Annotated in this window: 24 protein-coding genes; 13 read left to right on the top strand and 11 right to left on the bottom strand. The window is 70.9% G+C overall.

What is annotated here, in order from left to right:
- Positions 1 to 936: 936 nt before the first annotated feature.
- The 8 genes from lexA to FHG71_RS19620 form a co-directional block, all read right to left on the bottom strand.
- Positions 937 to 1,641, bottom strand: coding sequence for a transcriptional repressor LexA (gene lexA, locus FHG71_RS19655; protein ID WP_139083399.1), 705 nt, complete (start codon positions 1,639 to 1,641; stop codon positions 937 to 939).
- A 54-nt stretch (positions 1,642 to 1,695) separates the two neighbouring features.
- Entirely contained in the window at positions 1,696 to 2,883 is a 1,188-nt protein-coding gene (locus tag FHG71_RS19650) for a molybdopterin molybdotransferase MoeA (RefSeq protein WP_139083398.1), read from the bottom strand.
- Positions 2,880 to 3,353: a cyclic pyranopterin monophosphate synthase MoaC gene (moaC, locus tag FHG71_RS19645; RefSeq protein WP_139083397.1), complete on the bottom strand. Its 474-nt coding sequence runs from the start codon at positions 3,351 to 3,353 to the stop codon at positions 2,880 to 2,882. The genes FHG71_RS19650 and moaC overlap by 4 nt, the downstream gene beginning before the upstream one ends.
- A complete protein-coding gene (gene trpC, locus FHG71_RS19640; protein WP_139083396.1) occupies positions 3,350 to 4,159 on the bottom strand; it encodes an indole-3-glycerol phosphate synthase TrpC in 810 nt (269 codons plus the stop codon). Before trpC ends, moaC begins: the two co-directional genes overlap by 4 nt.
- A gap of 517 nt (positions 4,160 to 4,676) precedes the next feature.
- Entirely contained in the window at positions 4,677 to 5,378 is a 702-nt protein-coding gene (locus FHG71_RS19635; protein ID WP_139083395.1) for a uracil-DNA glycosylase, read from the bottom strand.
- A gap of 59 nt (positions 5,379 to 5,437) precedes the next feature.
- Positions 5,438 to 5,977 carry a DUF3592 domain-containing protein gene (locus FHG71_RS19630; RefSeq protein ID WP_176559523.1) on the bottom strand — a complete coding sequence of 180 codons (540 nt, stop codon included), beginning with the start codon at positions 5,975 to 5,977 and terminating at the stop codon, positions 5,438 to 5,440.
- 72 nt (positions 5,978 to 6,049) lie between these two features.
- On the bottom strand, positions 6,050 to 7,066 hold the full coding sequence (trpD, locus tag FHG71_RS19625; protein ID WP_139083393.1) for an anthranilate phosphoribosyltransferase: 1,017 nt from the start codon (positions 7,064 to 7,066) through the stop codon (positions 6,050 to 6,052).
- On the bottom strand, positions 7,063 to 7,644 hold the full coding sequence (locus tag FHG71_RS19620; protein ID WP_139083392.1) for an anthranilate synthase component II: 582 nt from the start codon (positions 7,642 to 7,644) through the stop codon (positions 7,063 to 7,065). Before FHG71_RS19620 ends, trpD begins: the two co-directional genes overlap by 4 nt.
- Before the next feature lie 121 nt (positions 7,645 to 7,765).
- Here FHG71_RS19620 and FHG71_RS19615 point away from each other — a divergent pair, with 121 nt between their 5' ends.
- Positions 7,766 to 7,957: a hypothetical protein gene (locus FHG71_RS19615; protein WP_139083391.1), complete on the top strand. Its 192-nt coding sequence runs from the start codon at positions 7,766 to 7,768 to the stop codon at positions 7,955 to 7,957.
- Positions 7,958 to 7,976: 19 nt separating this feature from the next.
- Here FHG71_RS19615 and FHG71_RS19610 read toward each other — a convergent pair whose 3' ends face one another.
- The 3 genes from FHG71_RS19610 to ccmI are packed head-to-tail and all read right to left on the bottom strand — an operon-like array spanning position 7,977 to position 9,887.
- On the bottom strand, positions 7,977 to 8,216 hold the full coding sequence (locus FHG71_RS19610) for a DUF1289 domain-containing protein (protein ID WP_139083390.1): 240 nt from the start codon (positions 8,214 to 8,216) through the stop codon (positions 7,977 to 7,979).
- Positions 8,209 to 8,688: a Holliday junction resolvase RuvX gene (ruvX, locus tag FHG71_RS19605; protein WP_139083389.1), complete on the bottom strand. Its 480-nt coding sequence runs from the start codon at positions 8,686 to 8,688 to the stop codon at positions 8,209 to 8,211. The genes FHG71_RS19610 and ruvX overlap by 8 nt, the downstream gene beginning before the upstream one ends.
- Entirely contained in the window at positions 8,685 to 9,887 is a 1,203-nt protein-coding gene (ccmI, locus tag FHG71_RS19600; RefSeq protein ID WP_139083388.1) for a c-type cytochrome biogenesis protein CcmI, read from the bottom strand. The genes ruvX and ccmI overlap by 4 nt, the downstream gene beginning before the upstream one ends.
- A 167-nt stretch (positions 9,888 to 10,054) precedes the next feature.
- On the opposite strand from ccmI, the gene FHG71_RS19595 reads away from it, so the two are divergent.
- From FHG71_RS19595 to FHG71_RS19540, 12 genes are all read left to right on the top strand, one after another.
- Positions 10,055 to 11,302 carry a sarcosine oxidase subunit beta family protein gene (locus FHG71_RS19595; RefSeq protein ID WP_139083387.1) on the top strand — a complete coding sequence of 416 codons (1,248 nt, stop codon included), beginning with the start codon at positions 10,055 to 10,057 and terminating at the stop codon, positions 11,300 to 11,302.
- A gap of 82 nt (positions 11,303 to 11,384) precedes the next feature.
- Positions 11,385 to 11,948, top strand: a complete 564-nt coding sequence (locus FHG71_RS19590) for a hypothetical protein (protein WP_139083386.1) — start codon at positions 11,385 to 11,387, stop codon at positions 11,946 to 11,948.
- Positions 11,949 to 12,083: 135 nt separating this feature from the next.
- A complete protein-coding gene (locus FHG71_RS19585; RefSeq protein WP_139083385.1) occupies positions 12,084 to 12,437 on the top strand; it encodes a sarcosine oxidase subunit delta in 354 nt (117 codons plus the stop codon).
- The gene (locus tag FHG71_RS19580; protein ID WP_139083384.1) at positions 12,434 to 15,418 is read left to right on the top strand and encodes a sarcosine oxidase subunit alpha family protein; all 2,985 of its coding nucleotides are present in this window, start codon (positions 12,434 to 12,436) and stop codon (positions 15,416 to 15,418) included. The genes FHG71_RS19585 and FHG71_RS19580 overlap by 4 nt, the downstream gene beginning before the upstream one ends.
- Positions 15,411 to 15,926 carry a sarcosine oxidase subunit gamma gene (locus FHG71_RS19575; protein WP_139083383.1) on the top strand — a complete coding sequence of 172 codons (516 nt, stop codon included), beginning with the start codon at positions 15,411 to 15,413 and terminating at the stop codon, positions 15,924 to 15,926. The genes FHG71_RS19580 and FHG71_RS19575 overlap by 8 nt, the downstream gene beginning before the upstream one ends.
- Before the next feature lie 423 nt (positions 15,927 to 16,349).
- Complete coding sequence (locus FHG71_RS19570) at positions 16,350 to 17,834, top strand: ABC transporter substrate-binding protein (RefSeq protein ID WP_246045526.1); 1,485 nt, start codon at positions 16,350 to 16,352, stop codon at positions 17,832 to 17,834.
- Between the two features lie 69 nt (positions 17,835 to 17,903).
- The gene (locus tag FHG71_RS19565) at positions 17,904 to 18,833 is read left to right on the top strand and encodes a carbohydrate ABC transporter permease (RefSeq protein ID WP_139083382.1); all 930 of its coding nucleotides are present in this window, start codon (positions 17,904 to 17,906) and stop codon (positions 18,831 to 18,833) included.
- Complete coding sequence (locus FHG71_RS19560; RefSeq protein ID WP_139083381.1) at positions 18,830 to 19,651, top strand: carbohydrate ABC transporter permease; 822 nt, start codon at positions 18,830 to 18,832, stop codon at positions 19,649 to 19,651. Before FHG71_RS19565 ends, FHG71_RS19560 begins: the two co-directional genes overlap by 4 nt.
- A complete protein-coding gene (locus FHG71_RS19555; RefSeq protein WP_139083380.1) occupies positions 19,651 to 19,932 on the top strand; it encodes a hypothetical protein in 282 nt (93 codons plus the stop codon). The genes FHG71_RS19560 and FHG71_RS19555 overlap by 1 nt, the downstream gene beginning before the upstream one ends.
- Positions 19,933 to 20,997: an ABC transporter ATP-binding protein gene (locus FHG71_RS19550; protein ID WP_139083379.1), complete on the top strand. Its 1,065-nt coding sequence runs from the start codon at positions 19,933 to 19,935 to the stop codon at positions 20,995 to 20,997. It begins immediately after the preceding gene.
- Entirely contained in the window at positions 20,997 to 22,070 is a 1,074-nt protein-coding gene (locus FHG71_RS19545) for an ABC transporter ATP-binding protein (RefSeq protein ID WP_139083378.1), read from the top strand. The genes FHG71_RS19550 and FHG71_RS19545 overlap by 1 nt, the downstream gene beginning before the upstream one ends.
- The gene (locus FHG71_RS19540) at positions 22,067 to 23,011 is read left to right on the top strand and encodes a carbohydrate kinase family protein (protein WP_139083377.1); all 945 of its coding nucleotides are present in this window, start codon (positions 22,067 to 22,069) and stop codon (positions 23,009 to 23,011) included. The genes FHG71_RS19545 and FHG71_RS19540 overlap by 4 nt, the downstream gene beginning before the upstream one ends.
- Positions 23,012 to 23,106: the final 95 nt, after the last annotated feature.

The raw sequence follows: 23,106 nt of genomic DNA, 5'->3' as shown, positions 1-23,106 counted from the left end.
GAAAGCTTCAGCGCCTTCATCTCCTTGGCAGCCACCGTCATCCGACTGAGGTGAACGTCAACAAGCCCTAGCGGAGAGCTCTTTGCTCCTCCGGTCCCCTCCGCCAGTCACGGGGCCGACGCCATAGTCGGTTCGGCACTGCGGCCGCCCGGACAGGTGGAGATGGCCCATGACCAGGGTTGAACCTTCGATGGAGCCGCGGCTGACCTCGCTGTTGCACGGCGGCGGATGGGGCTGAAAGATCGCTCGGGGCATCTGGACATCCTCAACCCGATCCGTTGCCCTTGGCCGTCTGCGCCGCACGCCTCTGGATCATGCTCGACCGCTCCGAAGCGGATACTGACTACGACCCGCAGTCCGCGACCGGACGGCGTGGGCTCCATGCCGGGATACTGGCCTTGGTAGAGCGCAAGGAAATCTATACGGCATAGCGGAGCGCAGGGCGCTATCCGGGGTCACTCCGTGATCAGAGCCGTGCAGCCGGCGCGGTCCCGCAAGGCACCTGCCAAGGCGCGTCTCCAAAGCTCTGACAGGTGACACCCGCCGCCTCGGTGGAACCTCTCCGCATCGGCTCTTGCCGGTCGAAGCTAGGAAGGGAGAAGGTCCAGCGCCTTGATCAGGCCAAGCCTCGTGACAGCCCCAGACCCCATGGCGCCACTGCCGGAGGTGAGGACGTGCCTTACTCGGCCGCCCAAGCCACAGGGTTCATGGGCGCGGACTGGGCCCGGACTGCCTCTAATCGGCTCGCCTCGGCCCGGGCAACCAAGTCTGCGGCGAGGCCGCCGACCGAGCGCCAGGGCGCAGAACTCTCACGCTCATGGACGAGCTGCAGCGAGGCTTTGGTCGTGTTCGTCGTTTGTTCCATCGGATCCTCCGATCGTTCGACGATTGGGGGTGGGGACGGGTCCTGGCAGGTGTCCCGTTCCCAAGTTCAATTCAGTAAGTGCGGATGAGGCCCACGAGGCGACCCTGGACCTTGACGCGGCTGTCCGGGTAGACCCGCGTCTCGTAAGCCGGGTTGGCGGCTTCCAGCGCGATCATGCCCCTTTCGCGGCGGAAGCGCTTGAGCGTGGCCTCCTGCCCGTCGACGAGGGCGACGACGATGTCGCCGGTGTCGGCGGTCGTCGTCTCGCGGATCACCACGACATCGCCGTCGTTGATCCCGGCGTCCCGCATCGAGTCCCCGCGCACCTCAAGGGCGTAGTGATCTCCTTGCGCGATCATCGACTGGGGCACGGCGACGTGGCGCATGACCTCGCTGATCGCCGCGATGGGCACGCCCGCCGCGATGCGGCCCATGAGCGGAACTTCCAGTGCGCCGACGCTTTCGACCGGAATCGCGCCGCGCGGGGGCGGGGCCGAGGGACGGTCGCCTGTGATGACCCGAGGCGTGAAGCCGGAGGGGCGTGCGCCGCGTTCCGCCAGCGCCTCGGGCATCCGCAGGATCTCAAGGGCACGCGCCCTATGTGGAAGGCGGCGGATGAAGCCGCGTTCCTCCAGGGCGGTGATCAGGCGATGGATGCCGGACTTCGACCGCAGGTCCAAGGCCACCTTCATCTCGTCGAAGGAGGGGGGAACGCCGTCGCGCTGGAGACGCCGGTCGATGAACTCCAGCAAGTCGAGCTGTTTCTTGGTCAGCATGAACGGGGCCCCGCTTCAGGTTTCCCTATGTTCTGGGGCTGTTCCCGTTTTGTGTCAAGTGTTCCGGCGAAATGGAACGAAATCGACCATCTCTCCGGCGTCCTGCCCAAGGGCATCGGGCGGCTGCGCCACCAGCCCGTCCGCCTGCCCCAGCACCGATAGGAGCGAGGAGTCCTGGCGGTCGAAGGGCCGCACGGAGCCGTCCCTGTCCAGAACCGCGCGCAGGTAGTGCTCGCGCGGGCCTCCGGGTCGGAGGGCGACGGCGAGGCGGCGGCGTTCGCGCGGGGCCGGGCCGGGGAGCAGGCCCTGCATGGCGCGGATCACGGGCAGCAGGAAGATCAGCCCGCAAACCATTGCCGAAACTGGGTTTCCAGGCAGTCCAAGCAGCATGGACCCATCCGGCATCCGACCGGCGAGGAGCGGCTTGCCGGGCCGCATGGCGACCTTGTGGAAGTCGAGCCGCGCCCCGGCTGCCTGGGCCGCGGGCGCGACGAGGTCGTGATCGCCGACCGAGGCGCCCCCGATCGTGAGCACGAGGTCGGCGCCGTGGGCGAGGTCGAAGGCCAGGGCCAGCGCCTCGGGCCGGTCCCCGGCGATGGGCAGAAGACGGGGGCGGGCGCCTTCGGCGGCGAGCAGGGCGTGAAGGCCGAAGGCGTTGGCGGCGAAGATCTGGTCGGGGCCGGGCTCCTCTCCGGGCATCACCAGCTCGTCGCCGGTGGAGATGATGGCGACGGTCGGTCGGCGGCCAACCGTGACGCGGGCCGCGCCGAAGGCGGCGAGGAGCGCGACATCGGCCGGGGACAGGCGGCGCGGGGCGGAGAGCTCGGACCCGGCGGCGAAGTCGTTGGCGGCGGGACGGACATGGGCCGCGATGGCGGTGTCACTGATGGTGATCCGGTCGCCGTCGCGGCGCACCTCCTCCTGGATCACCACGGCGTCGGCGCCTTGGGGCAGGGGCGCGCCGGTCAGGATGCGGGTAGCCTCGCCGGGGCCGACGCGGCCCTCGAACCGGCGGCCGGCAGCGGATTCGCCCAGGATGCACAGCACGGCGCCGGGAGAAACGTCGGCGGCGCGAAGGGCATAGCCGTCCATGGCGGACGCAGCGAATGGAGGCTGGTCGCGCCGGGCGGCGACGGGGCGCAGGAGCACCCGTCCGGCGGCGTCGAGGAGCGGCACCTCCTCGGGGACGGGCGTGGGGGCCAGGGCGAAGAGGCGGTCGAGCGCCTCGGCGACGGAGATCACGGGGCCTCGTGGCGGCCGGACTTGCCGCCCTCCTTGAGGCGCACGCGGACGGCGCCGATGACCATGTCCTTGTCGGCGGCCTTGAGCATGTCATAGAGCGTGAGGGCCGCCACGGAAACCGCTGTCAGGGCTTCCATTTCCACGCCGGTCCTCCCGGTGGTGCGGACGGTCGCGGTGATGCGGACGCCCGGCAGCGCGTCGTCGGGGTCGAGGTCGAGCGCGACCTGCGCCAGCGGCAGCGGATGGCAGAGCGGGATGAGGTCGGCGGTGCGCTTGGCGCCCATGATGCCGGCGATCCGCGCCACGCCCAGGGCGTCGCCCTTGCCGACGCGGCCTTCGCGCACCAGCGCCAGCGTCTCGGGCGACATGGTGAGCGTGCCTTCGGCCACGGCGGTGCGGCGGGTCTCGGGCTTGTCCGAGACGTCCACCATGCGCGCGGCGCCGTCCTCGCCGAAATGGGTGAGGCTCACAGCCCGCCCGCCGGCGAAAGGGGCGTGGCCAGGAGCCGGCGCGTCGCGGCGGCGACGTCCGCCTCGCGCATCAGACTTTCGCCCACGAGGAAGGCGCGGGCGCCGTAACGGGCGAGCTCCGCAAGGTCATCGGGCGTTGAGAGGCCGCTTTCGGCGACGATCAGGCGGTCGGCGGGCACGAGACGGGCTAGGCGGCGCGTCACGTCGAGCGAGACCTCGAAGGTCTGGAGGTTGCGGTTGTTGATGCCCATGAGCGGCGACTTGAGGAGGGAGGCCCGCTCCAGCTCGGCCTCGTCATGGACTTCGAGCAGGACGTCCATGCCCCAGTCGCGGGCGGCGGATTCCAGTTCGAGGGCCTGGGAGTCCGACAGGCTCGCCAGGATCAGAAGCACGCAGTCGGCGCCGATAGCGCGGGATTCGACCACCTGCCAGGGATCGTAGAGGAAGTCCTTGCGCAGCACCGGGAGGGTCACGGCGGCGCGGGCGGCGACGAGGAAGGCCTCGGACCCCTGGAAGGAGGGCGCGTCGGTCAGGACCGAGAGGCAGGCGGCGCCGCCCTCGGCATAGGCCCGGGCCAGCGCGGGCGGATCGAAGTCCGCGCGGATCAACCCCTTGGAGGGCGAGGCCTTCTTGATCTCGGCGATGAGGCCGTAGCCCTTGCGGGAGGCCTCCTGCAACGTCTTGGCGAAGCCCCGGGGCGCGGGGGCGCTGCGCGCCTCGGCTTCGAGGTCGGCGAGCGGGGTCGCGGCCTTGCGGGCGGCGATCTCTTCGAGCTTGTAGGCCTTGATGCGGTCGAGGGTGTCCATGGGGCTGACATAGCGTCGGGGCAAGGCCTTGGAAAGCGAGGGGAAGGACGCAACGGCTGGCTGTGCCCGGAAAGACCCTGCGAAAGGTCCGCAGCCCGGACGCCACGTCAGGGCTGCGGGGGCGCGTCCACGACGCGCGGCGGCTGGGTCTTTGCGATCCGGCACGGGCCGTGCGGATCTCCCAGGGGGACAGGGGCCCGCGCCGTCCCTTCAAAGAGCCTCGGTCCGTGAAGCCTCTCTCCCCATGGGGAGCCCCGGACGAGGATGACCTGAGCGCCGAGCCATCCGGGCCGCCCGCCATCCTGCGGCGGCCCGACGGGGCGCGGCCTTCCCGAGCCCTCGCGCCGCCGCGGCCTCGCCTGCACCCGGAAACGGGGTGGTCTGGGGCGCATCCGTGGCGGGCGGCGAGGGTGCCGCTCCTGATCTCGTCGGGGAAAGCGTCGCAGGGTGGGGTTAACGAAGTCTGACAGCACCGAACGGTCCTCCCCCGGTTCGCGCAACACCCTCGCGGGCGTGGTCAGGCGGGGGCGCCCCAGTCGATGGGCGCGTCGCCCCGCGCGTCCAGCCAGTCGTTCACCCGGCTGAAGGGGCGCGAGCCGAAGAAGCCGCGCGAGGCGGAAAGCGGTGAGGGATGGGCGCTCTCGACGAGGAGGTGGTCGCCGGGCGCGATGTGCTTCCCTTGTGCCTGCGCGGGCCGGCCCCAGAGGACAAAAGCGGTTGGACGCCGGGACACGCGGGCGAGGACCTGTCCGGTGAGCTTCTCCCAGCCGAGCTTGGCATGGCCGCCGATCACGCCCGCGGGGACGGACAGGTGCGTGTTGAGGAGAAGGACCCCCTGCCGCGCCCAGCCCGACAGGTCGCCGTTGGGCAGCGTCGCGCCCACGTCCTCCTTCATCTCGCGGAAGATGTTGGCGAGCGACTTGGGCAGCGGGCGCACGTCGGGGGCGACCGAGAAGGCGAGGCCCATGGCGTGGCCCGGAGTCGGGTAGGGGTCTTGGCCCAGGATGACCACGCGCACCGAGTCCGGCGGCGTGAGCGCGAGGGCGTGGAAGCGCCGCTCGTGCGCCGGCAGGACCGGGCGGGGGTCCTGCGCGAGGGCGGCTGCGATGCGGGGCCAGTCGTCCTGGAAGAAGGGGAGGTCGGCCCAGCCGGGAGGGATGGGCGTCTGGTGCTCGACCGCGGGGGCGGCGGGCGCGAAGAGGTCGGGCTGGTGGGCCATGGCGGGCTCCGGCTGGGGGCTTCGGAGCCCAACGCGCAAGGGGGGGCTCCGGTCCCGGCTCAGATCAGGGCGACGCGGCGGGGGGCCGTCTCGGGCCGGGCGGCGGGACGGCCCGAGCCGATGGCGCGCCGGGCCAGCGCGAGTCCGATCCGGGCCGCCAGGGCCGCCGCCAGCAGCGCGACCAGCGCGAGCGCCCCCAGGAGCGTCACGCCGGAGGCGGCCTCGCCGGGGTAGACCTCGGCGCGGGTCGGGGACTGGGGCAGGTAGCGGATCTCGACCCGGTCGCCCAGGCGGAGCGCGTCGTGGATGCGGCGGGGGACCGCGTGCCGGACGGTGAGCGGCTGGAGGCTGCCGTCGGTGGCCAGGGCCTCGTAGGCGTAGGCCACCTCGTGGCTGGTGCGCGTCCGCGTGCCGTCGTCGGTGCGGGTGCGGATGGTCTCGGTGCGCTTGTCCACGACCGTGGCCACGGCGGGGACGCCGTGTTCGGCCAATGCGCGGGCGACGGCGTTCTCGCGGTGCGCGGCGGCCCCGAGCATGGCGGCGATGACGAGAAGCACGGCGGCGGCAACCCCGCCCCGCTTCAGGAATTCCACGAACATCAATGTCCTCCTTCGACAATGCGGCGGAGGAAGCATGCCCGGGGGCCGGCCCTCAAGTCGGGAATCCTGACCCTAGTGCAGAGGGCTCAGGGCGGCGAGGCGCTCGACCCGGTGCCGGGCCGCGCCGCTGTCGATGCTTTCGCGCGCGAGGTCCACGCCGTCGGGCAGGCTGGAGGCCCGGCCCGCGACCACGAGCGCGGCGGCGGCGTTGAGGAGCACGGCGTCGCGGTAGGCCCCGTGCTCTCCGGCGAGGAGGGCGCGGAAGGCGCTCGCGTTGTGCTCGGGCGTGCCGCCGAGGATGGCCTCGAAGGGATGGACGGGGAGGCCCGCGTCCTCGGGGTGGATTTCGTATTCCGAGACCTGGTCGCCGTGGAGGTCGGCCACGCGGGAGGAGCCGGCGATGGACAGCTCGTCGGTGCCGTCCGAGCCGTGGACGAGCCAAGCGCGCTCGGAGCCGAGGCGGCCCAGCGTCTCGGCCATGGGGCGGAGGAGATGGGGGGCGTAGGCGCCGGTGAGCTGGCGGCGGACCCCGGCGGGATTGGTGAGCGGGCCCAGGATGTTGAAGATCGTGCGGGTGCCCAGCTCGGCGCGCGAGGGCATGACGTGCTTCATGGCCGGGTGGTGCATGGGGGCCATCATGAAGCCGATCCCGGCCTCGTGCAGGGCCTGCTCGACCACCGCAGGGCCGACCATGACGTTGATGCCGAGCGCCACGAGCGCGTCGGCGGCGCCGGACTTGGAGGACAGGTTGCGGTTGCCGTGCTTGGCCACCGGCACGCCCGCGCCCGCGACGACGAAGGCCGTGGCGGTCGAGATGTTGAGCGTGCCCTTGCCGTCGCCTCCGGTGCCCACGATGTCGATGGCGCCTTCGGGCGCCGTCACGCGATGGCAGCGGGCGCGCATCTGGGCGGCGGCGGCGGCGATCTCCTCGACCGTCTCGCCGCGGGTGCGCAGCGTCATCAGGAAGCCGCCGACCTGGGACGGGGTCGCGTCGCCTTCGAAGAGGATGGAGAAGGCGCGCTCGGCCTCTTCGGTGGTGAGCGGCCGCTCGACGGCCGTCGCGATCAGGGGCTTCAGCGCGTCGCTCATGCGGGGACCTTCAGCGTGTCGAGGAAGTTCTTGAGCAGCGCGTGGCCATGCTCGCTGGCGATGCTTTCGGGGTGGAACTGCACGCCTTCCATGGGCAGGGACTTGTGGCGCAGGCCCATGATCGTGCCGTCGGCGAGCCAGGAGGTGATCTCCAGCGAGTCGGGCAGCGTCGCGCGCTCCACGATCAGGGAATGGTAGCGCGTGGCCTGGAAGGGGTTCGGCAGGCCCCGGAACACGCCCTGGCCCGAATGATGCATGGTGCCCATCTTGCCGTGGACGATCTCGTGGCAGCGGATCACGCGGCCGCCCATCGCCTCGCCGATGGCCTGATGGCCCAGGCAGACGCCCAGGAGCGGCGTGCGCGTCTCGGCGGCGGCGTGGATCAGCGGCAGGCAGATCCCGGCCTGCGCCGGGTCGCAGGGGCCGGGCGAGAGCACGATGCCGTCGGGGCGGAGCGCCATGGCCTCCTGCACGTCGAGCGCGTCGTTGCGGCGGACGACGACATCGGCCCCGAGCTCGCCGAAGTAGTGGACGAGGTTGTAGGTGAAGCTGTCGTAGTTATCGATGAGCAGCAGCATGGGCCTGTTCCTCCCGGCGTGGACGGGCGAGGGGGTTACGGAGGCCGCGTAGCCTGCGTTAGGATCGGGCGCAACCATGCGGCCGGGAACGCGGCTGCGTCAAGACGCGCGGGGGGCGGCGATGGCGGGATTCGCGGCGGGACTGGTGTTCGGTCTTCTGGTCGGGCTGACGGTGCTGGGGGCGCTGTCGGTGACGCGGCCCGAGCTGGGACGGGAGCCCGCGCCGGTCGTGGCCGAGGAGGCCCCGCCCGAAGGACCGGCCCCGGAGGTCGAGCCGGCGATCTCGTCGTCGCGACGGCCCGTGGAGGAGTGACGGCGGCCAGCCGCCGGAGCTAGGACGCCTCGCTCAGGATGCGGCCGGCGCGGCCGCCCCGGCGGCGGGGGGCGTTGGCCTCGCCGCGGGCGGGGAGCTGGGCCATGACGGCACGGCGGGCCTCGCTCGACAGGCTGGGCCAGGCGGCGATCTCCTGGCGCGTGCGCAGGCAGCCGACGCAGAGGCCGTTGTCGGGATGGATCAGGCAGACCTTGCGGCAGGGGCTCTCGGGTTCGTCCCGCGCCCAGACGTCATCCATTCCGATCCTCCAGATGGCCCAGCCGGTCCAGCAGCCCTTGCAAGATGAACCCGGCGGCCACGTTGTCGATCATCCCGGCGCGACGTTTTCGGGACAGATCCGCCTCCAGAAGCATCCGCTCGGCCGCGACGGTGCTCAGGCGCTCGTCCCAGAAGGCGATGGGGAGGTCGGTCAGGTGTGACAGGTTCCGGGCGAAGGCGCGGGTGCTCTGGGCGCGAGGGCCTTCGCTTCCGTCCATGTTGATGGGCAGGCCCAGCACGAAGCCCTTGAGGTCGCGTGCCTGGGCGAGGTCCAGGAGGCGCTGGGCGTCGAGCGTGAACTTCTTGCGCCTGATCGTTTCGAAGGGCGTGGCCACCCGGCGGCGCAGGTCCGAGAGCGCGACGCCGATGGTCACGGTGCCGAGGTCGAGCCCGGCGATGGCGCCGTCGCGGGGGAGCGCGGCGGCGAAGTCCTGGGGCGTGGCGCAGATCATCCGTCGAGGCCCGCCTGCGTCGCGGCCTGATCCAGGAGCGCCTCGGCCTCGGGGTTGCCGGCGAAGGTGGAGCGGGCCTCGGCCAGGATCGCGCCCGCCCGCTCGGTCTCGCCCAGGACGGCGAGCGAGGTGATGAGCCGCGCCCAGTCGGCGGGCGGGCCGCCCTCGGAGGCCAGTCGCGAGGCCAGCCCGTCGACCATGCCGCGGATCATCTGTTCGCGCGATTCGGGGTCCATCTCCTGCGCGGCGGCCATGTCCGCGTCCGACGGGCCGGCGGGGGGCTCGTAGTCCACGCCCGCGAGCCAGGCCACATCGACGATCTGCCCGGAGGCGAGGCGGTGATGGAGGCTGTCGGGGGCGGCCTCCTCGACGACCTTGCGCCAGAGCGGGAAGGCGCGGTCGGGGCGGCCGGTCTGGGCTTCGAGGAGGCCGAGATAGTAGAGGAGGCCCAGGTTGTCAGTATCGAGAGCGGCGAGGTCGGCCAGCGCGGCCTCGGCCTCGGGGGTGACGATGCCGCCGGCGGCGGCCACCATGCGGTCCACGAGGCCCAGATGGTCGGCGGCGGTGGCCTCTCCGCCCTTGATGGCGATGACGCGGGCCTGCGCGCGGGCGGCGTCGGCGTAGCGGCCGAGCCGCGCCTCGTGGTCGGCGAGCAGGGTCCAGCCGGTGAGGTCGTCCCCCCGCTCGGGGACGATGTGGCGCAGTTCCTCGACCATCTCCAGGTATTCGGCGGGGGCCTCGGGCTCGGCGAACATCCCGGCGGCCTGCGCCTCGGCCTCGGCCTGGGAGGGGCGCTGGTCACGCAGGGCCTGCGCCTCGGCCAGTCGGCGGGCGAGGGGGGTGTCCCCGGCGCCGGGGCGGCCCAGGGCGGAATAGGCGAGAAGGCTGCCCAGGACGACGAGCCCGGCGGCCACGGCCGCCACGGCGACCCCGGCGCGCCGCGGCGCCTCGGCGAAGGACAATGGGCCCGCGCGGTCGGCGGCCAGCAGGCGGCGGGCGATCTCGGTGCGGGCGCGCTCGGCCTCGGCGGGGCCGAGGGTGCCGCGGGCGAGGTCGCGGTCCACCTCGGCGAGCTGGTCGCGGTAGATGGCGGCGTCGGGCGATTCCGCCGCCCCGGCCGGCGGGGGGGCGAGGAGCGGGCGGACGAGCAGCGCCGCGACGACGGCGGCCAGCGTTCCCGCGACGATCCAGAAGAGCATGAGACAGGTCCCCCGCGCCGCGTGTGGCGCCGGGCCTATCTAGTCGGTGGGATGCCCGCGCGGAAGGTCGTTTTCCTATGGCTTTGTGCCGCAGAGCGGCCCGCTTCCCCTTGCCCGGCCGGTCTAGTAGGACGCGGCCCGTCCGGGCCTCCCAGGGGATTGAGTCTATGCGCCGCTATTCCGTCTTTGCCATCGCCCGCGAGGGATTCCGGCAGCATTCCGGCTGGGACCGGGCCTGGCCCTCGCCGCTGCCGAAGTCCCGCTACGACGTGGTCGTGGTGGGGGCGGGCGGGCACGGGCTTGCCACGGCCTATTACCTTGGCAGGAACTTCGGCATCCGCAACGTCGCGGTGATCGAGAAGGGGTGGCTGGGCGGCGGCAACACCGGGCGCAACACCACCATCATCCGGTCCAACTATCTCCAGGACCCCTCGGCCGCGATCTACGAGAAGTCGCGCAGCCTCTACGAGACGCTGAGCCAGGATCTCAACTACAACGTCATGTTCAGCCCGCGCGGCGTGATGATGCTGGCGCAGACCCAGCACGAGGTCCGTGGCTACAAGCGCACCGCCGAGGCCAACGCCCTGCAGGGGGTGGAGACGGAATACATCTCGGCCCAGCGCGTCAAGGAGCTGTGCCCGATCATCCACATCGACGGCCCGCGCTACCCCGTGCTGGGCGCGCTGTGGCAGGCGCGGGGCGGCACGGCGCGGCACGACGCCGTGGCCTGGGGCTATGCGCGGGCCTGCGCCGACATGGGCATGGACATCATCGAGCAGTGCGAGGTGAAGGGCGTCACGCAGGCGAACGGCGTCGTCACGGGCGTGCAGACCAGCAAGGGCGACATCGCCTGCGGCAAGCTCGCCATCGTGGTCGCGGGCCATTCGTCGGTCCTGGCCGAGATGGCGGGGTTCCGCCTGCCCATCGAGTCGATGCCTCTCCAGGCGCTGGTGTCCGAGCCCATCAAGCCCTGCATGGACGTGGTCGTGATGGCCAACACGGTGCACGGCTACATGAGCCAGTCCGACAAGGGCGAGATGGTCATCGGCGGCGGAACCGACGGCTACAACGCCTACAATCAGCGCGGCAGCTTCCACCATGTCGAGGAGACGGTGCGGGCGCTGGTCGAGACCTTCCCCATTATCTCGCGGCTCAAGATGCTGCGGCAGTGGGGCGGGATCGTGGACATGACCGGCGACCGCTCGCCCATCCTGTCCAAGACGCCGCTGGGCAACTGCTTCGTGAACTGCGGCTGGGGGACGGGGGGCTTCAAGGCGATCCCCGGATCGGGCTGGGCCATGGCCGAGCTGGTCGCCCGGGGCGAGCCGGGGCCGCTGGCGGCGGATTTTGGCTTGAACCGGTTCCGCGAAGGTCGTTTCATCGACGAAAGCGTGGCCGCCGGGGTCGCGCATTGAAGAAGAATCTTCACGGGTTCGGGAACCGGCCGGAAACGGTTGCCGTTGGCGTGGCGGAAGTCACAGCCACGGAGCTTTCCCCATGTCCGATCCCAACTACACCCCGCCGCGGCGCAGTTCGGGCAGCTCGATCGCTTTCGTCATCGGCGCGATCGTCGTCGCACTGCTGCTGCTGTGGTGGTTCCTGTCGGCGGGCAACAATGCCACCGAAACGACGGCCGTCGAGGGCGCCGAGACGGATGTCACCGTCACCGAGGAGGCCGTCGAGGGCACCGCGGCTGAAGGCACTACCGAGACGGCGGGCGACGCGGCTACCGATGCCGCCACGCCTGAGCCTGCCGAGGTCGAGGCTGTCGAGCCCGTCGAGCCCGTCGAGGATGCCGCCGACGCGGCCGGCGATGCCGCGACCGGGGCCGCCGATGCCGTGGGCGATGCAGCCACGGGGGCTGCCGACGCGACGGGCGATGCCGCAGCCGGTGCGACCGATGCCGCCGATGCCGTGGCCGACGACGCCGCGGACGCTGCCACGGGCACCGACGAGACCGAGGCCACCGGCAGCAACCAGACCATCGCTCCGGCGACCGAGGCCTCTCCGACTGAGGGCGAAGCCGCTGCGCCCGATCCGGTGGTCGAACCGGCCGAGTGAACGTGCCGGCCTGAGCCAATCCAAAGGCGGCGCCACGCGCCGCCTCTTCATCATGCCGTCCCTGTCGGGTCGGTCGGGCTGCTTCCCCCCGGGGAAGCGGCCCTTCGTCGTTTCCGCACATCCCGAGGACCTGCCGTGCTGACCCTCACCTGTCCCCATTGCGGGGTCCAAGCCGACGAGACCGAGCTTTCGCCCGGCGGCGAGGCGCATCTGAAGCGCTTCGGCCCCGGCTCCTCCGACGAGGAGTTCGAGGGCTACCTGTTCCGCCGCGCGAACCCCAAGGGCGCCCATTACGAGCGCTGGCGGCACACCTACGGCTGCGGCAAGTGGTTCCTGGCCGCGCGGGACACCGTGACCATGCAGGTCTTCGGCACCTATCCCGCCTGGCTGGCCGAGCCCTCGGACGAGATGCGCGGCCTCGTGTCGGGCCAGCGCGCCGGATCGGGCGTCGAGCCCGGCACCCCCACCGAACCGGAGGCCGCCCAATGAGCACCCGACTGTCGCGCGGCGGACGCCTGATCGACCGCTCGCGCCCGCTGACCTTCACCTTCGACGGGCACCCCTACCGGGGTTTCGCCGGGGACACGCTGGCCTCGGCGCTGCTTGCCAACGGGCAGATGATGGTGGGGCGGAGCTTCAAGTACCACCGGCCGCGCGGGCTCGTCGCCTCCGGGCACGAGGAGCCTAACGGGCTCGTGAACCTGGGCGCGGGCGAGCGGATGGAGCCCAACCAGCGGGCCACCGTCACGCCGCTGAAGGACGGGATGGTGGCGCTGAGCCAGAACCGCTTCCCCTCGCTCGACCTCGACCTGGGGGTGGTGAACGACACGCTCCTGGGCCGCTTCCTGCCGGCGGGCTTCTACTACAAGACCTTCATGTGGCCGCGCTCCTTCTGGAAGCACGTCTACGAACCCTTCATCCGCAAGTCGGCGGGCCTGGGCCGGGTGCCCGAGGGGCGCGATCCCGACCGCTACGAGCACTTCCACGCCCATGTGGACGTGCTGGTCGCGGGCGGCGGCATTGCGGGCCTGTCGGCGGCGCTGGCCGCCGGACGGTCGGGCCAGCGCGTGCTGCTGCTGGAGCAGGCCCCCCACTGGGGCGGGCGGGCGCTGGTGGACGAGCCCGAGATCGACGGCACGCCCGCGGCCTACTGGGTCGAGCGGACGGTCGCCGCGCTGGAGGCGATGCCCAACGTGCGCCTGCGGCTCAACACCCAGGTGAGCGGGGTCTACGACCACGGCTACGTCATCGCCTGCGAGCAGCTGGACGGCGCGGGCCCGCGCCAGCGGCTGTGGCGCATCCGCACGAAGCGGATCGTGTCGGCCATCGGCGCCATCGAGCGGCCGCTGGCCTTTGCGGGCAACGACGTGCCGGGCGTCATGCTGGCCTCGGCGATGCGCGACTACCTCGTGAACTGGGGCGTGAGCGTCGGCGACCGCGTGGCGATCGTCACCAACAACGACGACGCCTATCGCACGGCGCTGGCCGTGCATCGCGCGGGCCTGATCGTGCCGGTGATCGTGGACGCGCGGCCCAACCCCTCGGGCGAGCTGGTGCGGCAGGCGCGGGAGCTGGGCCTGCGCATCGAGGCAGGGCGGGGCATCGCCAAGGTCAAGGGCCGGGGCCGCGTGACGGGCGTGTCGCTCTGCGCGCTGGCGGGCGAGGGCGCGGCGATCGAGGACATCGGCTGCGACGCCGTGGCGATGTCGGGTGGCTGGACGCCCTCCGTCCACCTCTGGTCGCATTGCGGCGGCGGGCTGCGCTGGGACGAGGGGCAGGCCATGTTCCGCCCCGACCCCGCCAAGCCGCCGCGCACGCATGACGGCTCGGTGCTGGTCGTTCCGGCGGGCTCGTCCGAGGGCGAACTGCGCACGGGGGCGGTGCTGGAATCGGGCCTGCGCGCGGGTGCCATGGCGGCGGGGGGCGAGGTTCTTGCGACCGTCGCGGCGCGCGACGCCGAGGAAGGGCCGATCCTGCCCGTCTGGATCATGCCGCAGGGCGCGCCCACGGCGCTCAAGCGCAAGATGTGGCTGGACTTCCAGAACGACGTGAAGGTGTCGGACGTGGAACTGGCGGCGCGCGAGGGCTTCCAGTCGGTCGAGCACGCCAAGCGCTACACGACGCTGGGCATGGCGACGGACCAGGGAAAGCTGTCGAACGTCAACGGGCTCGCGGTCCTGTCGCAGTCGCTGCACAAGGCGATCCCGCAGGTGGGGACCACGACCTTCCGGCCGCCCTACACGCCGCTGACGCTGGGGACCATCGCGGGCGTTGCCAAGGAGGAGCTGTTCCAGCCCATCCGCAAGACGGCGATCCACGGCTGGCACGAGCGGCACGGCGCGACTTGGGAGCCGGTGGGCCTGTGGCGCCGTCCCTTTGCCTATCTGCGGCCGGGCGAGCACGTCGAGAACGCCGTGAACCGCGAGGTGCTGGCGGTGCGGAACGGCGTGGGGCTGCTCGATGCGTCCACGCTGGGCAAGATCGTGGTGAAGGGACCGGACGCGGGCCGCTTCCTCGACATGATGTACACGAACGTCATGAGCACCCTGCCCGTGGGCAAGTGCCGCTATGGCCTCATGTGCAGCGAGAACGGCTTCCTGATGGACGACGGCGTGGTGATCCGGCTGGGCGAGGACGCCTGGCTCTGCCACACGACGACCGGGGGCGCCGACCGCATCCACGCGCATATGGAGGACTGGCTCCAGTGCGAGTGGCATGACTGGAAGGTCTACACGGCCAACCTGACCGAGGAATGGGCGCAGGTCGCCGTCGCCGGGCCGCGCGCCCGCGACGTGCTGGCCAAGCTGGGCGGCCTGGACCTGTCCCCGGAGGCGCTGCCCTTCATGACCTTCAGGGAAGGCAAGCTCGGCCCGTTCGACGCGCGGGTGCACCGGATCAGCTTCTCGGGCGAGCTGTCCTTCGAGGTGGCGGTGCCGGCGAACCAGGGCCTCGCGCTCTGGGAGGCGCTGGTGCAGGCGGGGGCCGAGTGGGGCGTCACGCCCTACGGCACCGAGGCCATGCACGTGCTGCGGGCCGAGAAGGGCTACATCATGATCGGCGAGGAGACCGACGGGACGGTGATCCCGCAGGACCTGAACCTCGGCTGGGCCGTCTCGAAGAAGAAGGCCGACTTCCTGGGCAAGCGCGCGCAGGAGCGGGTCCATATGGCGAACCCGGGTCGCTGGCTGCTCGTGGGGCTGGAGACGCTCGACCGCAGCGTGCTGCCCGAGGGGGCCTATATCCTCGGGCGCGGCGAGAACACGAACGGCCAGAAGAACACCGAGGGCCGGATCACCTCGACCTATTTCTCGGCCACCCTCGACCGGGGCATCGCCATGGCGCTTCTCGACCGGGGGCCTGAACGGATGGGGCAGGTGGTGCGGGTGGCCCGGAAGGGCGGCGAGCCGGTCGAGGCGCGCGTCGTCGATCCGGTGCTCTACGACAAGGCGGGGGAACGGCTGAATGGTTGAGGTCACGTTGAGCGCGCCGCTGGGGATGATCTCCCTGCGCGGCGACCACGGGGATGCGGCTTTGCGCGAAGCGGTCACGGCCGTGACGGGCACCGCCTTCCCCGAGCGGCTGCGGATCGAGGGCACGTCCGAGCGGGGCGCGGCCTGGATGTCGCCGGACGAGCTGCTGATCTTCGTTCCCAGGGACGAGGCCGTGGCGGCGGTGGCGCGGTTGTCCGAGGCGCTGGCGGGCGTCCATCACCTGGTGGCAGACGTGTCCGACATGCGGGTGTGCCTGCGGCTGGACGGGCCCGGCGCGCGGGAGGTGCTGGCCAAGCTGTCGCCCGCCGACCTGCACCCCGAGGCCTTCGGGCCCGGCACCTTCCGCCGCTCGCGGCTGGGGCAGCTTGCCGCCGGCTTCTGGCTGGAGGGCGAGGGCGCGCGCGTGATCTGCTTCCGCTCGCTCGCGGATTATGCGCTGGCGCTGCTGCGGCAGTCGGGCCGCGACGGGGCGGTGGGCTACTACTGAGGCCCTGTCCGCAATGGGCAGAGTAGGTCCGGTTCGGCCATTTTTGGCCGACCTCCGACCGCCGCGGTTGCGCGATTCGCCCCTGTGCGGTATGTCTTCGTGCATACGGAAAGATCAGAACCCGGCCGGTGGATACCGGCCCTGAAGGCCCGGCGCGGTCCGGGCCGGCCCCCGCCGTCCGCTTTCCTGCGGCCGCGGGGGCGCACCTTTTTGGGCGGGGGCGCCGTGCCGCCCGCTCCTTGACGGGACGCCAAGGCCGCGCGGCGCGGGCCGGCGGCCTAAGTCCCGGTGCGTCATGGATTTGCCTTTGAAATGTCTTGACAAGCCGGGGGCTCGGAATCGAGGCTCGGAGCCAAGAACGACAGATCCGTGACCGACCGCGCGAACGCGGCGGGGACGTGGACACCCAGGGAGGAAACGGCAATGGCGCGGTCGACGCTGATCTCGGCACGCAATCAACTCATCATGCCTCGGCGCAGGCTGCTGAAGGGGGCGGCTGCCTTCGGGGCGGCCACGCTGGGCGCGCCCTTCATCAACCGCCTCCACGCGCAGGAGGCCCATCCGCTGGCCGGCCAGACCATCGAGATGAGCATCCTGGGCATCGCGGGCTGGCTGCCCTCGTCGCTGGGCGTGCAGATGTCGCCCATGTTCGCCGAGTTCGCCAAGGAGCGGTACGGCTACGACGTGAGCTTCACCTTCGCCGAGGCGCCCTTCGCGGACCTGTTCCAGAAGGCGGCGACGTCGCTGGCCACCCGCAGCCAGGAATTCAATATCATCATCTCGGACAGCCAGTGGCTCGGCGCTCTCGCGCAGCCCGGCTGGATCGTGCAGCTCAACGACATCATCGCGCAGAACCCCGAGCTTCAGGTCGAGTGGTACTCGCCCATCGTCGTCGACACCTACATGAAGTACCCCGACGGGTCCGACCAGCTCTGGGGCCTGCCGCAGGAGGGCGACACGATCGCGCTGTTCCTGCGCCAGGACATGCTGGACGACCCGGCCGAGCAGCAGGCCTTCCAGGAGGCCCACGGGATGCCGCTGCCCCGGACCTTCGAGGAGTACGAGAACCTCACGATGGCGGACTTCGAGAAGGTCGCCGCGCACTTCACCCGGCCGGACCAGAACCTGTACGGCACGGCGATGCAGTACAGCCGGGTCTACGACTTCGTGTCCTGCTACCTGTATCCCTTCATGTGGTCGCAGGGCGGCGACATCTGGAACCCGGACACGGGCGAGGTCGTGGGCATCCTGAACAGCGACATCAACGCCACGGCGATGCAGCAGATGAAGGACTGGCTGAAGTACCAGCCGCCGGGCGCCACCAACTTCGGCATCGCCGAGGAGGTGGACGTGTTCACGCAAGGTAGGGTCTTCTCGGCCTTCCAGTGGGCGGCCGTGGGCCTGTCGATGATCCCCGAAAGCCTGCAGGGCAAGGTGCTGGTCGTTCCGCCGCCCAAGCACGGCACGGGCGACAGCGCGGGGCGCATCTACACGATGGGCGGCCAGCCCTGGGTGCTCAACGCCTTCAACGACGACGCGCACATGCGGGTGGGGATCGACTTCCTCAAGTGGTGGTACCAGCCCGAGACGGCCGTGGAGTTCGCGCGGCGGGGCGGCAACCCGGCCGACGCGGCGACGCTCAACTCGCCGGACTTCGACACGATCAACCCCTGGAACCGCGCCTACAAGTACATGCTGACCGACGGGCGGTCGCGCGACTTCTGGCACCATCCGAAATACGCCGAGATGCTCGCGCTCCAGCAGGAGGGCTTCTCGGCCTTCATGACCGGGCAGAACGAGGACGCCAAGGCGGTGCTCGACTACATCGCCTGCGGCCAGCAGCAGATCCTGGCGGACGCCGGCAACGCGCCGATGGTGCCCGACATGTGCTACTCGACCAGCCTCTGAGCCGGTCCTGACCCCGAGCGCCCCGTGGGACAGCCTTCCGCGGGGCGAGTTGTCCACGGAGGAGGCGTCATGGCCGCCGTCACCGATCCCATTGCCGCCGCGCCGCGCCGCCGGGCGGACAGCCACCGGGGGCTGGTCTTCATCCTGCTGGCCCCGGTGCTCGCGTTCTTCGTGGTGTTCAACACCATCCCGTTGCTGTGGCTTTTGGGGCTGTCGTTCCACAACTTCTCGCTGACGAGCGGGATGCCCCCCGAGTTCGTGGGATTCCAGAACTACTACCAGCTCTGGCTCGGGCGGAACAACTTCTGGGGGGACCTGTCGCGGACCTTCACCTTCGTGGCGGTGGGCGTGACGATCCAGACGCTGCTGGGGGTGGGGCTGGGCTTGCTGTTCTGGGGGTCGCGGACGATGCCGGGGCGTCGGATCGCGCTGACGCTGCTGTTCGCGCCAATGGTGCTGACGCCGGTGGCGACGGGGACCTTCTTCCGCTTCATCTACGACCCGAACTTCGGGGTCCTGAACCAGATGATCCAGGGGCTCGGCCTGCCGATGGTCGATTTCCTGGGCAGCCCCGCGACCGCCTACTGGGCGGTGCTGGCGGTGGACTGCTGGATGTGGACGCCGTTCATGATCCTGATGACGCTGGCCGCGCTGGGCTCGGTCCCCAAGGCCGAGCTGGAGGCGGCCGAGATCGACCGGCTGCCGTTCCGCAAGCGCTTCACGCTGGTGATCCTGCACCACGGCAAGTTCATCCTGATGCTGGGCATCCTCCTGCGCGTGATCGACAGCTTCAAGACGCTGGACCTCATCATCCCCATGACCAAGGGAGGTCCGGGGCAGCAGACCCGGCTGGTGGCGGTGGAGCTGAACAAGCAGGCCTTCGAGAGCTTCAACATGGGCTTCTCCTCGGCTTACGCGGTCTACCTGCTGCTCGTGTCCATCGCGATGACCTCGGTCTTCATCTTCGTGCTCAACCTGCGGCGGAGGAGGGGGTCGTGAGGCGCTCGCTCTATCATGCGGTCCTGTGGCTGGTGGCGCTGATCTGGTTCGCCCCCGTGGCCTGGATCATCCTGTCGGCCTTCAAGACGCGCGAAGACATCCTGGCCACGCCGCCCAAGCTCCTGTTCACCCCGACGCTCCAGAACTTCCGGGACCTGTTCACCACGAACGCGAGCTTCGTCGTGCAGTTCGCCAACTCGGTCGTGCTGTCGCTGGTGTCGGTGGTGATCGCGGTGGCGATCTCGTTCCTGGCGGCCTACGCCTTCTCGCGCTTCAAGCCGAAGGGCACGGACTTCCTAATGTTCCTGCTGCTGTCGGTGCGGATGCTGCCGGGGCCGGCGGTGATCCTGCCCATCTACCTGATGTACGCTGCCTTCGGCTGGAAGGACAACCACGTCGCCCTGGTGCTGTTCTACGCGATGTTCTCGGTCCCCTTCTCGGTCTGGATCCTCAAGGGGTTCCTCGACGGCGTGTCGATCCGCTACGACGAAACGGGGCGGGTGAACGGTGGGTCGTGGTTCCACGTGATCTTCCGCGTGGTGCTGCCGCAGGTGAAGCCGGGGCTGATCGCGGCCTTCATTTTCAACCTGATCTTCGTCTGGAACGAGTTCCTGTTCAACTTCGTGATCGGGGGCGTCCAGACGCAGAACATTCCCTATGCGCTGGCCGTGGGCACCTATTCGGACGGGGGCCTGAACTGGACGTTCATCGCCACGATGACGACGATCTACATCCTGCCGCCGATCCTCGCGATCTATGCCTTCCAGAAGTACCTGCTGGTCGGGATGACCTTCGGCACCGTGCGGGGTGAGGTCTGATGCGCCATCTCACCTTCCCCGAGCGCGCCGAGCGGGTGCTGATCGCCGCTCTCGTGTTGGCGATCCTGCTCATCGCCCAGCCCTGGAGCATCTTGGTCTATCGGGCGGGGCTGATCCTGCTGGTGGTCGCGACGCTTCTCCAGATCCCGGTGGGGAACCTGCCCAAGGACGCGGGGGTGGGGCGGAGCCTGATGCTCATCGTGCTGATCCTGGGGATCGTGGCGGCGGTGTTCGGGATCGGCATCCTGCTCACCCCGTTCCTGAGCCAGTTGGGGCGCTGAATGGCCGACGTCGTCTTCGAAGGGGTCTCGCGCCGCTACGGCAGCAAGGTGGCGCTGGACGGGGTGAGCCTGACCGCGCCGGACCGACGCTTCACCGTTCTCTGTGGCCCGCCGGGCAGCGGCAAGTCGGTGCTGCTGCGGATGCTGGTGGGGTTGGAGACGCCGGACGAGGGGCGCATCCTGATCGGCGGGCAGGACGTGACCGATACGCCGCCCGCGCAGCGTCCGGTGGGCTACGTGCCGCAGAGCTTCGCGCTCTATCCGCACCTGACCGTGCGGCAGAACATCGGCTACCCGCTGAAGCTGGCGGGCGCGCCCGCGCCGCGGATCGCCGAGCAGGTGGGGCGGGTGGCAGAACTGCTGTCGATCCAGCACCTCCTCGACAAGACGCCGGACCTGCTGTCGGGGGGCGAGAAGCAGCGCGTCGCCGTGGCGCGGGGGCTGTCGCGCGAGGCGCGGGTCTTCGTGCTGGACGACCCGCTCGTGGGGCTCGACTACAAGCTGCGCGAGCGGCTGATGGGGGACCTCAAGCTGCTGGCGGCCGAGCTGGGGGCGACCTTCCTTTATGCGGCGTCCGACCCGTTGGAGACGCTGACCATGGCGCAGGAGCTGGCCGTGCTGGAGCGCGGGCGCGTGGTGCGCAAGGGGCCGGTGGAGCAAGTCTATGCCGAGCCCGGCAACGAGGCGGCGATGCGGCTCGTGGGGTTCCCGCGCGCGAACCTTCTGCCTGGACGCTGGCAGGGCGGCGCGGTGGAGGCCGGGCCCTTCCGGTTCCCGGTCGCCGGGCGCGGCGAGGGGCAGGAGGTGCTGGTCGGCCTGCGGCCTGAAGATGCGGGCGCGCCGGGGCGGGGCGTCACGGCGCAGGGGACGGTGACGCTGGTCGAGGATCTGGGGGCGGAGCTGGTGGTCTATCTCGATTGCGGGGGCCAGCCCCTGACGGTGATCCGGCTGGCCGAGGAGGGCGCCCCCGGCCTGGGCCAGCCGCTGGCCTTCGGGGTGTCGCCCTCGGACCTCCTCGTCTTCGACCGGCGAACCGGCGACGCGCTGGGGCGAGGGGCGGCCTGATGGTGGACATCGTCCTTGACCGCGTGACGAAGCGGTTCGGCAGCCAGACCGCCGTGGACGCCTTGGAGACCACCTTCGGCTCGGGGCAGGTGACGTGCCTCCTCGGCCCCTCGGGCTGCGGGAAGACGACGCTCATGCGGATGATCGCGGGGCTGGAGGTGCCGACGGCGGGGCGCATCCTGATCGGCGGCCGCGACGTGGCTGGCCTTCCGCCGCGCCAGCGGGACGTCGGCATGGTGTTCCAGTATCCGGTCATGTACCCGACCCTCTCGGTGGCCGAGAACATTGAGGAGCCCCTGCGCCACGACCGCTCGGTGAGCGGCGGGGAACGGGCGAAGCGCGTGGACGAGATGCTCGACGTGCTGGACATGCGGGACCTGCGGGACGCGCTGATCGACGAGCTGAACACGGGCCTGCGCCAGAAGGTGGCCGTGGGGCGGGCGGTGGCGCGGCACGCCGAGGTGGTGCTGTTCGACGAGCCCACGACCAACATCGAGGTGGACGCCAAGCTGACGCTGATCCGGGCGATCAAGGCGGTGACGACGCGGCTCAGGCAGACCATCGTCTATGTGACCCACGACCAGACCGAGGCGATGACGCTGGCCGACTCCATCGCCCTGATGGAGCAGGGGCGGATCGTGCAGCAGGACGCGCCCCGCGCGCTTTATGCGGCGCCGCGCACGCGCTTCGCAGGGTGGTTCCTTGGCAATCCGGGAATGAACTACCTCGGGACCGAGGTCCGCGACGGGGCGGTGCATTCGCCGATGCTGGCCGCGCCGATCCCGCTGCCGGGCGGGCGCAACGGCCAAGTGGTGCTGGGCGTGCGGCCCGAGTGGATCACGGTGGGTGCGGGCCGGGCCGAGGGCGAGGTCACCGATTGCGTGATCGGCATCGGCGGGCGGCGGCTGATGACGGTGCGGCTGGGCAGAGAGGTCGTGCGGATCAAGTGCTCCGCCGCCGAGGCGGTCGCGCCGGGAGGCTGGGTGCGCTTCTCGGTGCCGCCCGACCGGGTGGTGCTGTTCGACGACAAGGGGGAGGCTATCGCGGCGCTGACGCAGGGGGTGCCGGCATGAGCAACGATGTCTCGGTGATCGGGCTCTACATCCTCGACGTGCTGGGGCGGCCCGTGGAGCGCATCCCCGAGCGCGGCAACGTCGAGTTCATCGACGAGATCCGGCTGACCGTCGCCGGAACCGCCGGCGGGACGGTGGTGGACCTGGCCAAGCTGGGCCTGAAGGCGCTGGCCGTGGGCGCGGTGGGCGAGGACGAAAAGGCCGACTTCGTGATCGACCGGCTGGAGCGGCACGGGGTGGACGCCTCGGGGATGCAGCGGCTCTCGGGCGTGCCGACCTCGGCCACGATCCTGAACGTGCGCCCCAACGGCGAACGGCCGGCGCTGCACGTGCGGGGCGCCTCGGACCACTTCGACGTGGCGCGCGAGGACTGGGACCGGGTGCTGGCGCCGCCCATCGTGCATCTGGGCGGCACGGGCCTTCTGCGGCGGATGGACGGGGAGCCGAGCCGGGTGCTGCTGGAGGAGGCGAAGCGGCGCGGGCGCACCACGACCTTCGACCTGATCGCCGCGAACGAGGAGACCATCGCGCTGGTGGAGCCGCTCCTGCCCTTCATCGACTATTTCATGCCCTCCATCGAGGAGGCGCGGATCATGTCGGGCTGCGACACCGTCGAGGACTGCGCGAAGTTCTACCTCGACCGGGGCGTGGCGACCTGCGTCCTGACACTGGGTGGCGAGGGCGCCTACTACGCCGGCCGCGACGGGACTGCCTTCCGGCGGCCCGCCTACCGGGTCGAGGTTGTGGACACCACGGGCTGCGGGGACGCCTTCGACGCGGGCTTCATCGCCGCGCTGCACCACGGGATGGACCCCGAGACCGCTGTCGGCTTCGCGCAGGCGGCGGCGGGACTTGTGGCGACGGGGCTGGGGTCGGATGCGGGCATCCGATCCTTCGAGCACACGCTGGACTGCATGAGTACTTGGCCCAGGCCGGCCTAGGCCAAAATTTGCCTGCTATCGCGGCCGTTCGCCTCCTGAACGGCGTCGGCAAGGCGATTGTTCCACCTTTCCCCGGCGCTGTCGGCGGCGGCGAT

It is taken from the genome of Rubellimicrobium roseum, assembly GCF_006152145.1.
GTDB lineage: Bacteria > Pseudomonadota > Alphaproteobacteria > Rhodobacterales > Rhodobacteraceae > Rubellimicrobium > Rubellimicrobium roseum.
The sequence above is the reverse complement of the archived record's forward strand: the minus strand, read 5'-3'. Positions and strand labels throughout refer to the sequence as shown.

What these genes read in the sequence shown, in the direction of transcription:
- FHG71_RS19565 (WP_139083382.1), top strand. Translation starts at nt 17,904, where the DNA reads ATGGCCGCCGTCACCGATCCCATTGCCGCCGCGCCGCGCCGCCGGGCG.
- FHG71_RS19555 (WP_139083380.1), top strand. Translation starts at nt 19,651, where the DNA reads ATGCGCCATCTCACCTTCCCCGAGCGCGCCGAGCGGGTGCTGATCGCC.
- trpC (WP_139083396.1), bottom strand. Translation starts at nt 4,159, where the DNA reads ATGGACACCCTCGACCGCATCAAGGCCTACAAGCTCGAAGAGATCGCC.
- FHG71_RS19580 (WP_139083384.1), top strand. Translation starts at nt 12,434, where the DNA reads ATGAGCACCCGACTGTCGCGCGGCGGACGCCTGATCGACCGCTCGCGC.
- FHG71_RS19575 (WP_139083383.1), top strand. Translation starts at nt 15,411, where the DNA reads ATGGTTGAGGTCACGTTGAGCGCGCCGCTGGGGATGATCTCCCTGCGC.
- FHG71_RS19590 (WP_139083386.1), top strand. Translation starts at nt 11,385, where the DNA reads ATGTCCGATCCCAACTACACCCCGCCGCGGCGCAGTTCGGGCAGCTCG.
- FHG71_RS19620 (WP_139083392.1), bottom strand. Translation starts at nt 7,644, where the DNA reads ATGCTGCTGCTCATCGATAACTACGACAGCTTCACCTACAACCTCGTC.
- trpD (WP_139083393.1), bottom strand. Translation starts at nt 7,066, where the DNA reads ATGAGCGACGCGCTGAAGCCCCTGATCGCGACGGCCGTCGAGCGGCCG.
- FHG71_RS19595 (WP_139083387.1), top strand. Translation starts at nt 10,055, where the DNA reads ATGCGCCGCTATTCCGTCTTTGCCATCGCCCGCGAGGGATTCCGGCAG.
- FHG71_RS19630 (WP_176559523.1), bottom strand. Translation starts at nt 5,977, where the DNA reads ATGTTCGTGGAATTCCTGAAGCGGGGCGGGGTTGCCGCCGCCGTGCTT.
- FHG71_RS19540 (WP_139083377.1), top strand. Translation starts at nt 22,067, where the DNA reads ATGAGCAACGATGTCTCGGTGATCGGGCTCTACATCCTCGACGTGCTG.
- FHG71_RS19615 (WP_139083391.1), top strand. Translation starts at nt 7,766, where the DNA reads ATGGCGGGATTCGCGGCGGGACTGGTGTTCGGTCTTCTGGTCGGGCTG.
- lexA (WP_139083399.1), bottom strand. Translation starts at nt 1,641, where the DNA reads ATGCTGACCAAGAAACAGCTCGACTTGCTGGAGTTCATCGACCGGCGT.
- FHG71_RS19570 (WP_246045526.1), top strand. Translation starts at nt 16,350, where the DNA reads ATGGCGCGGTCGACGCTGATCTCGGCACGCAATCAACTCATCATGCCT.
- FHG71_RS19545 (WP_139083378.1), top strand. Translation starts at nt 20,997, where the DNA reads ATGGTGGACATCGTCCTTGACCGCGTGACGAAGCGGTTCGGCAGCCAG.
- FHG71_RS19550 (WP_139083379.1), top strand. Translation starts at nt 19,933, where the DNA reads ATGGCCGACGTCGTCTTCGAAGGGGTCTCGCGCCGCTACGGCAGCAAG.
- FHG71_RS19610 (WP_139083390.1), bottom strand. Translation starts at nt 8,216, where the DNA reads ATGGATGACGTCTGGGCGCGGGACGAACCCGAGAGCCCCTGCCGCAAG.
- ccmI (WP_139083388.1), bottom strand. Translation starts at nt 9,887, where the DNA reads ATGCTCTTCTGGATCGTCGCGGGAACGCTGGCCGCCGTCGTCGCGGCG.
- FHG71_RS19635 (WP_139083395.1), bottom strand. Translation starts at nt 5,378, where the DNA reads ATGGCCCACCAGCCCGACCTCTTCGCGCCCGCCGCCCCCGCGGTCGAG.
- ruvX (WP_139083389.1), bottom strand. Translation starts at nt 8,688, where the DNA reads ATGATCTGCGCCACGCCCCAGGACTTCGCCGCCGCGCTCCCCCGCGAC.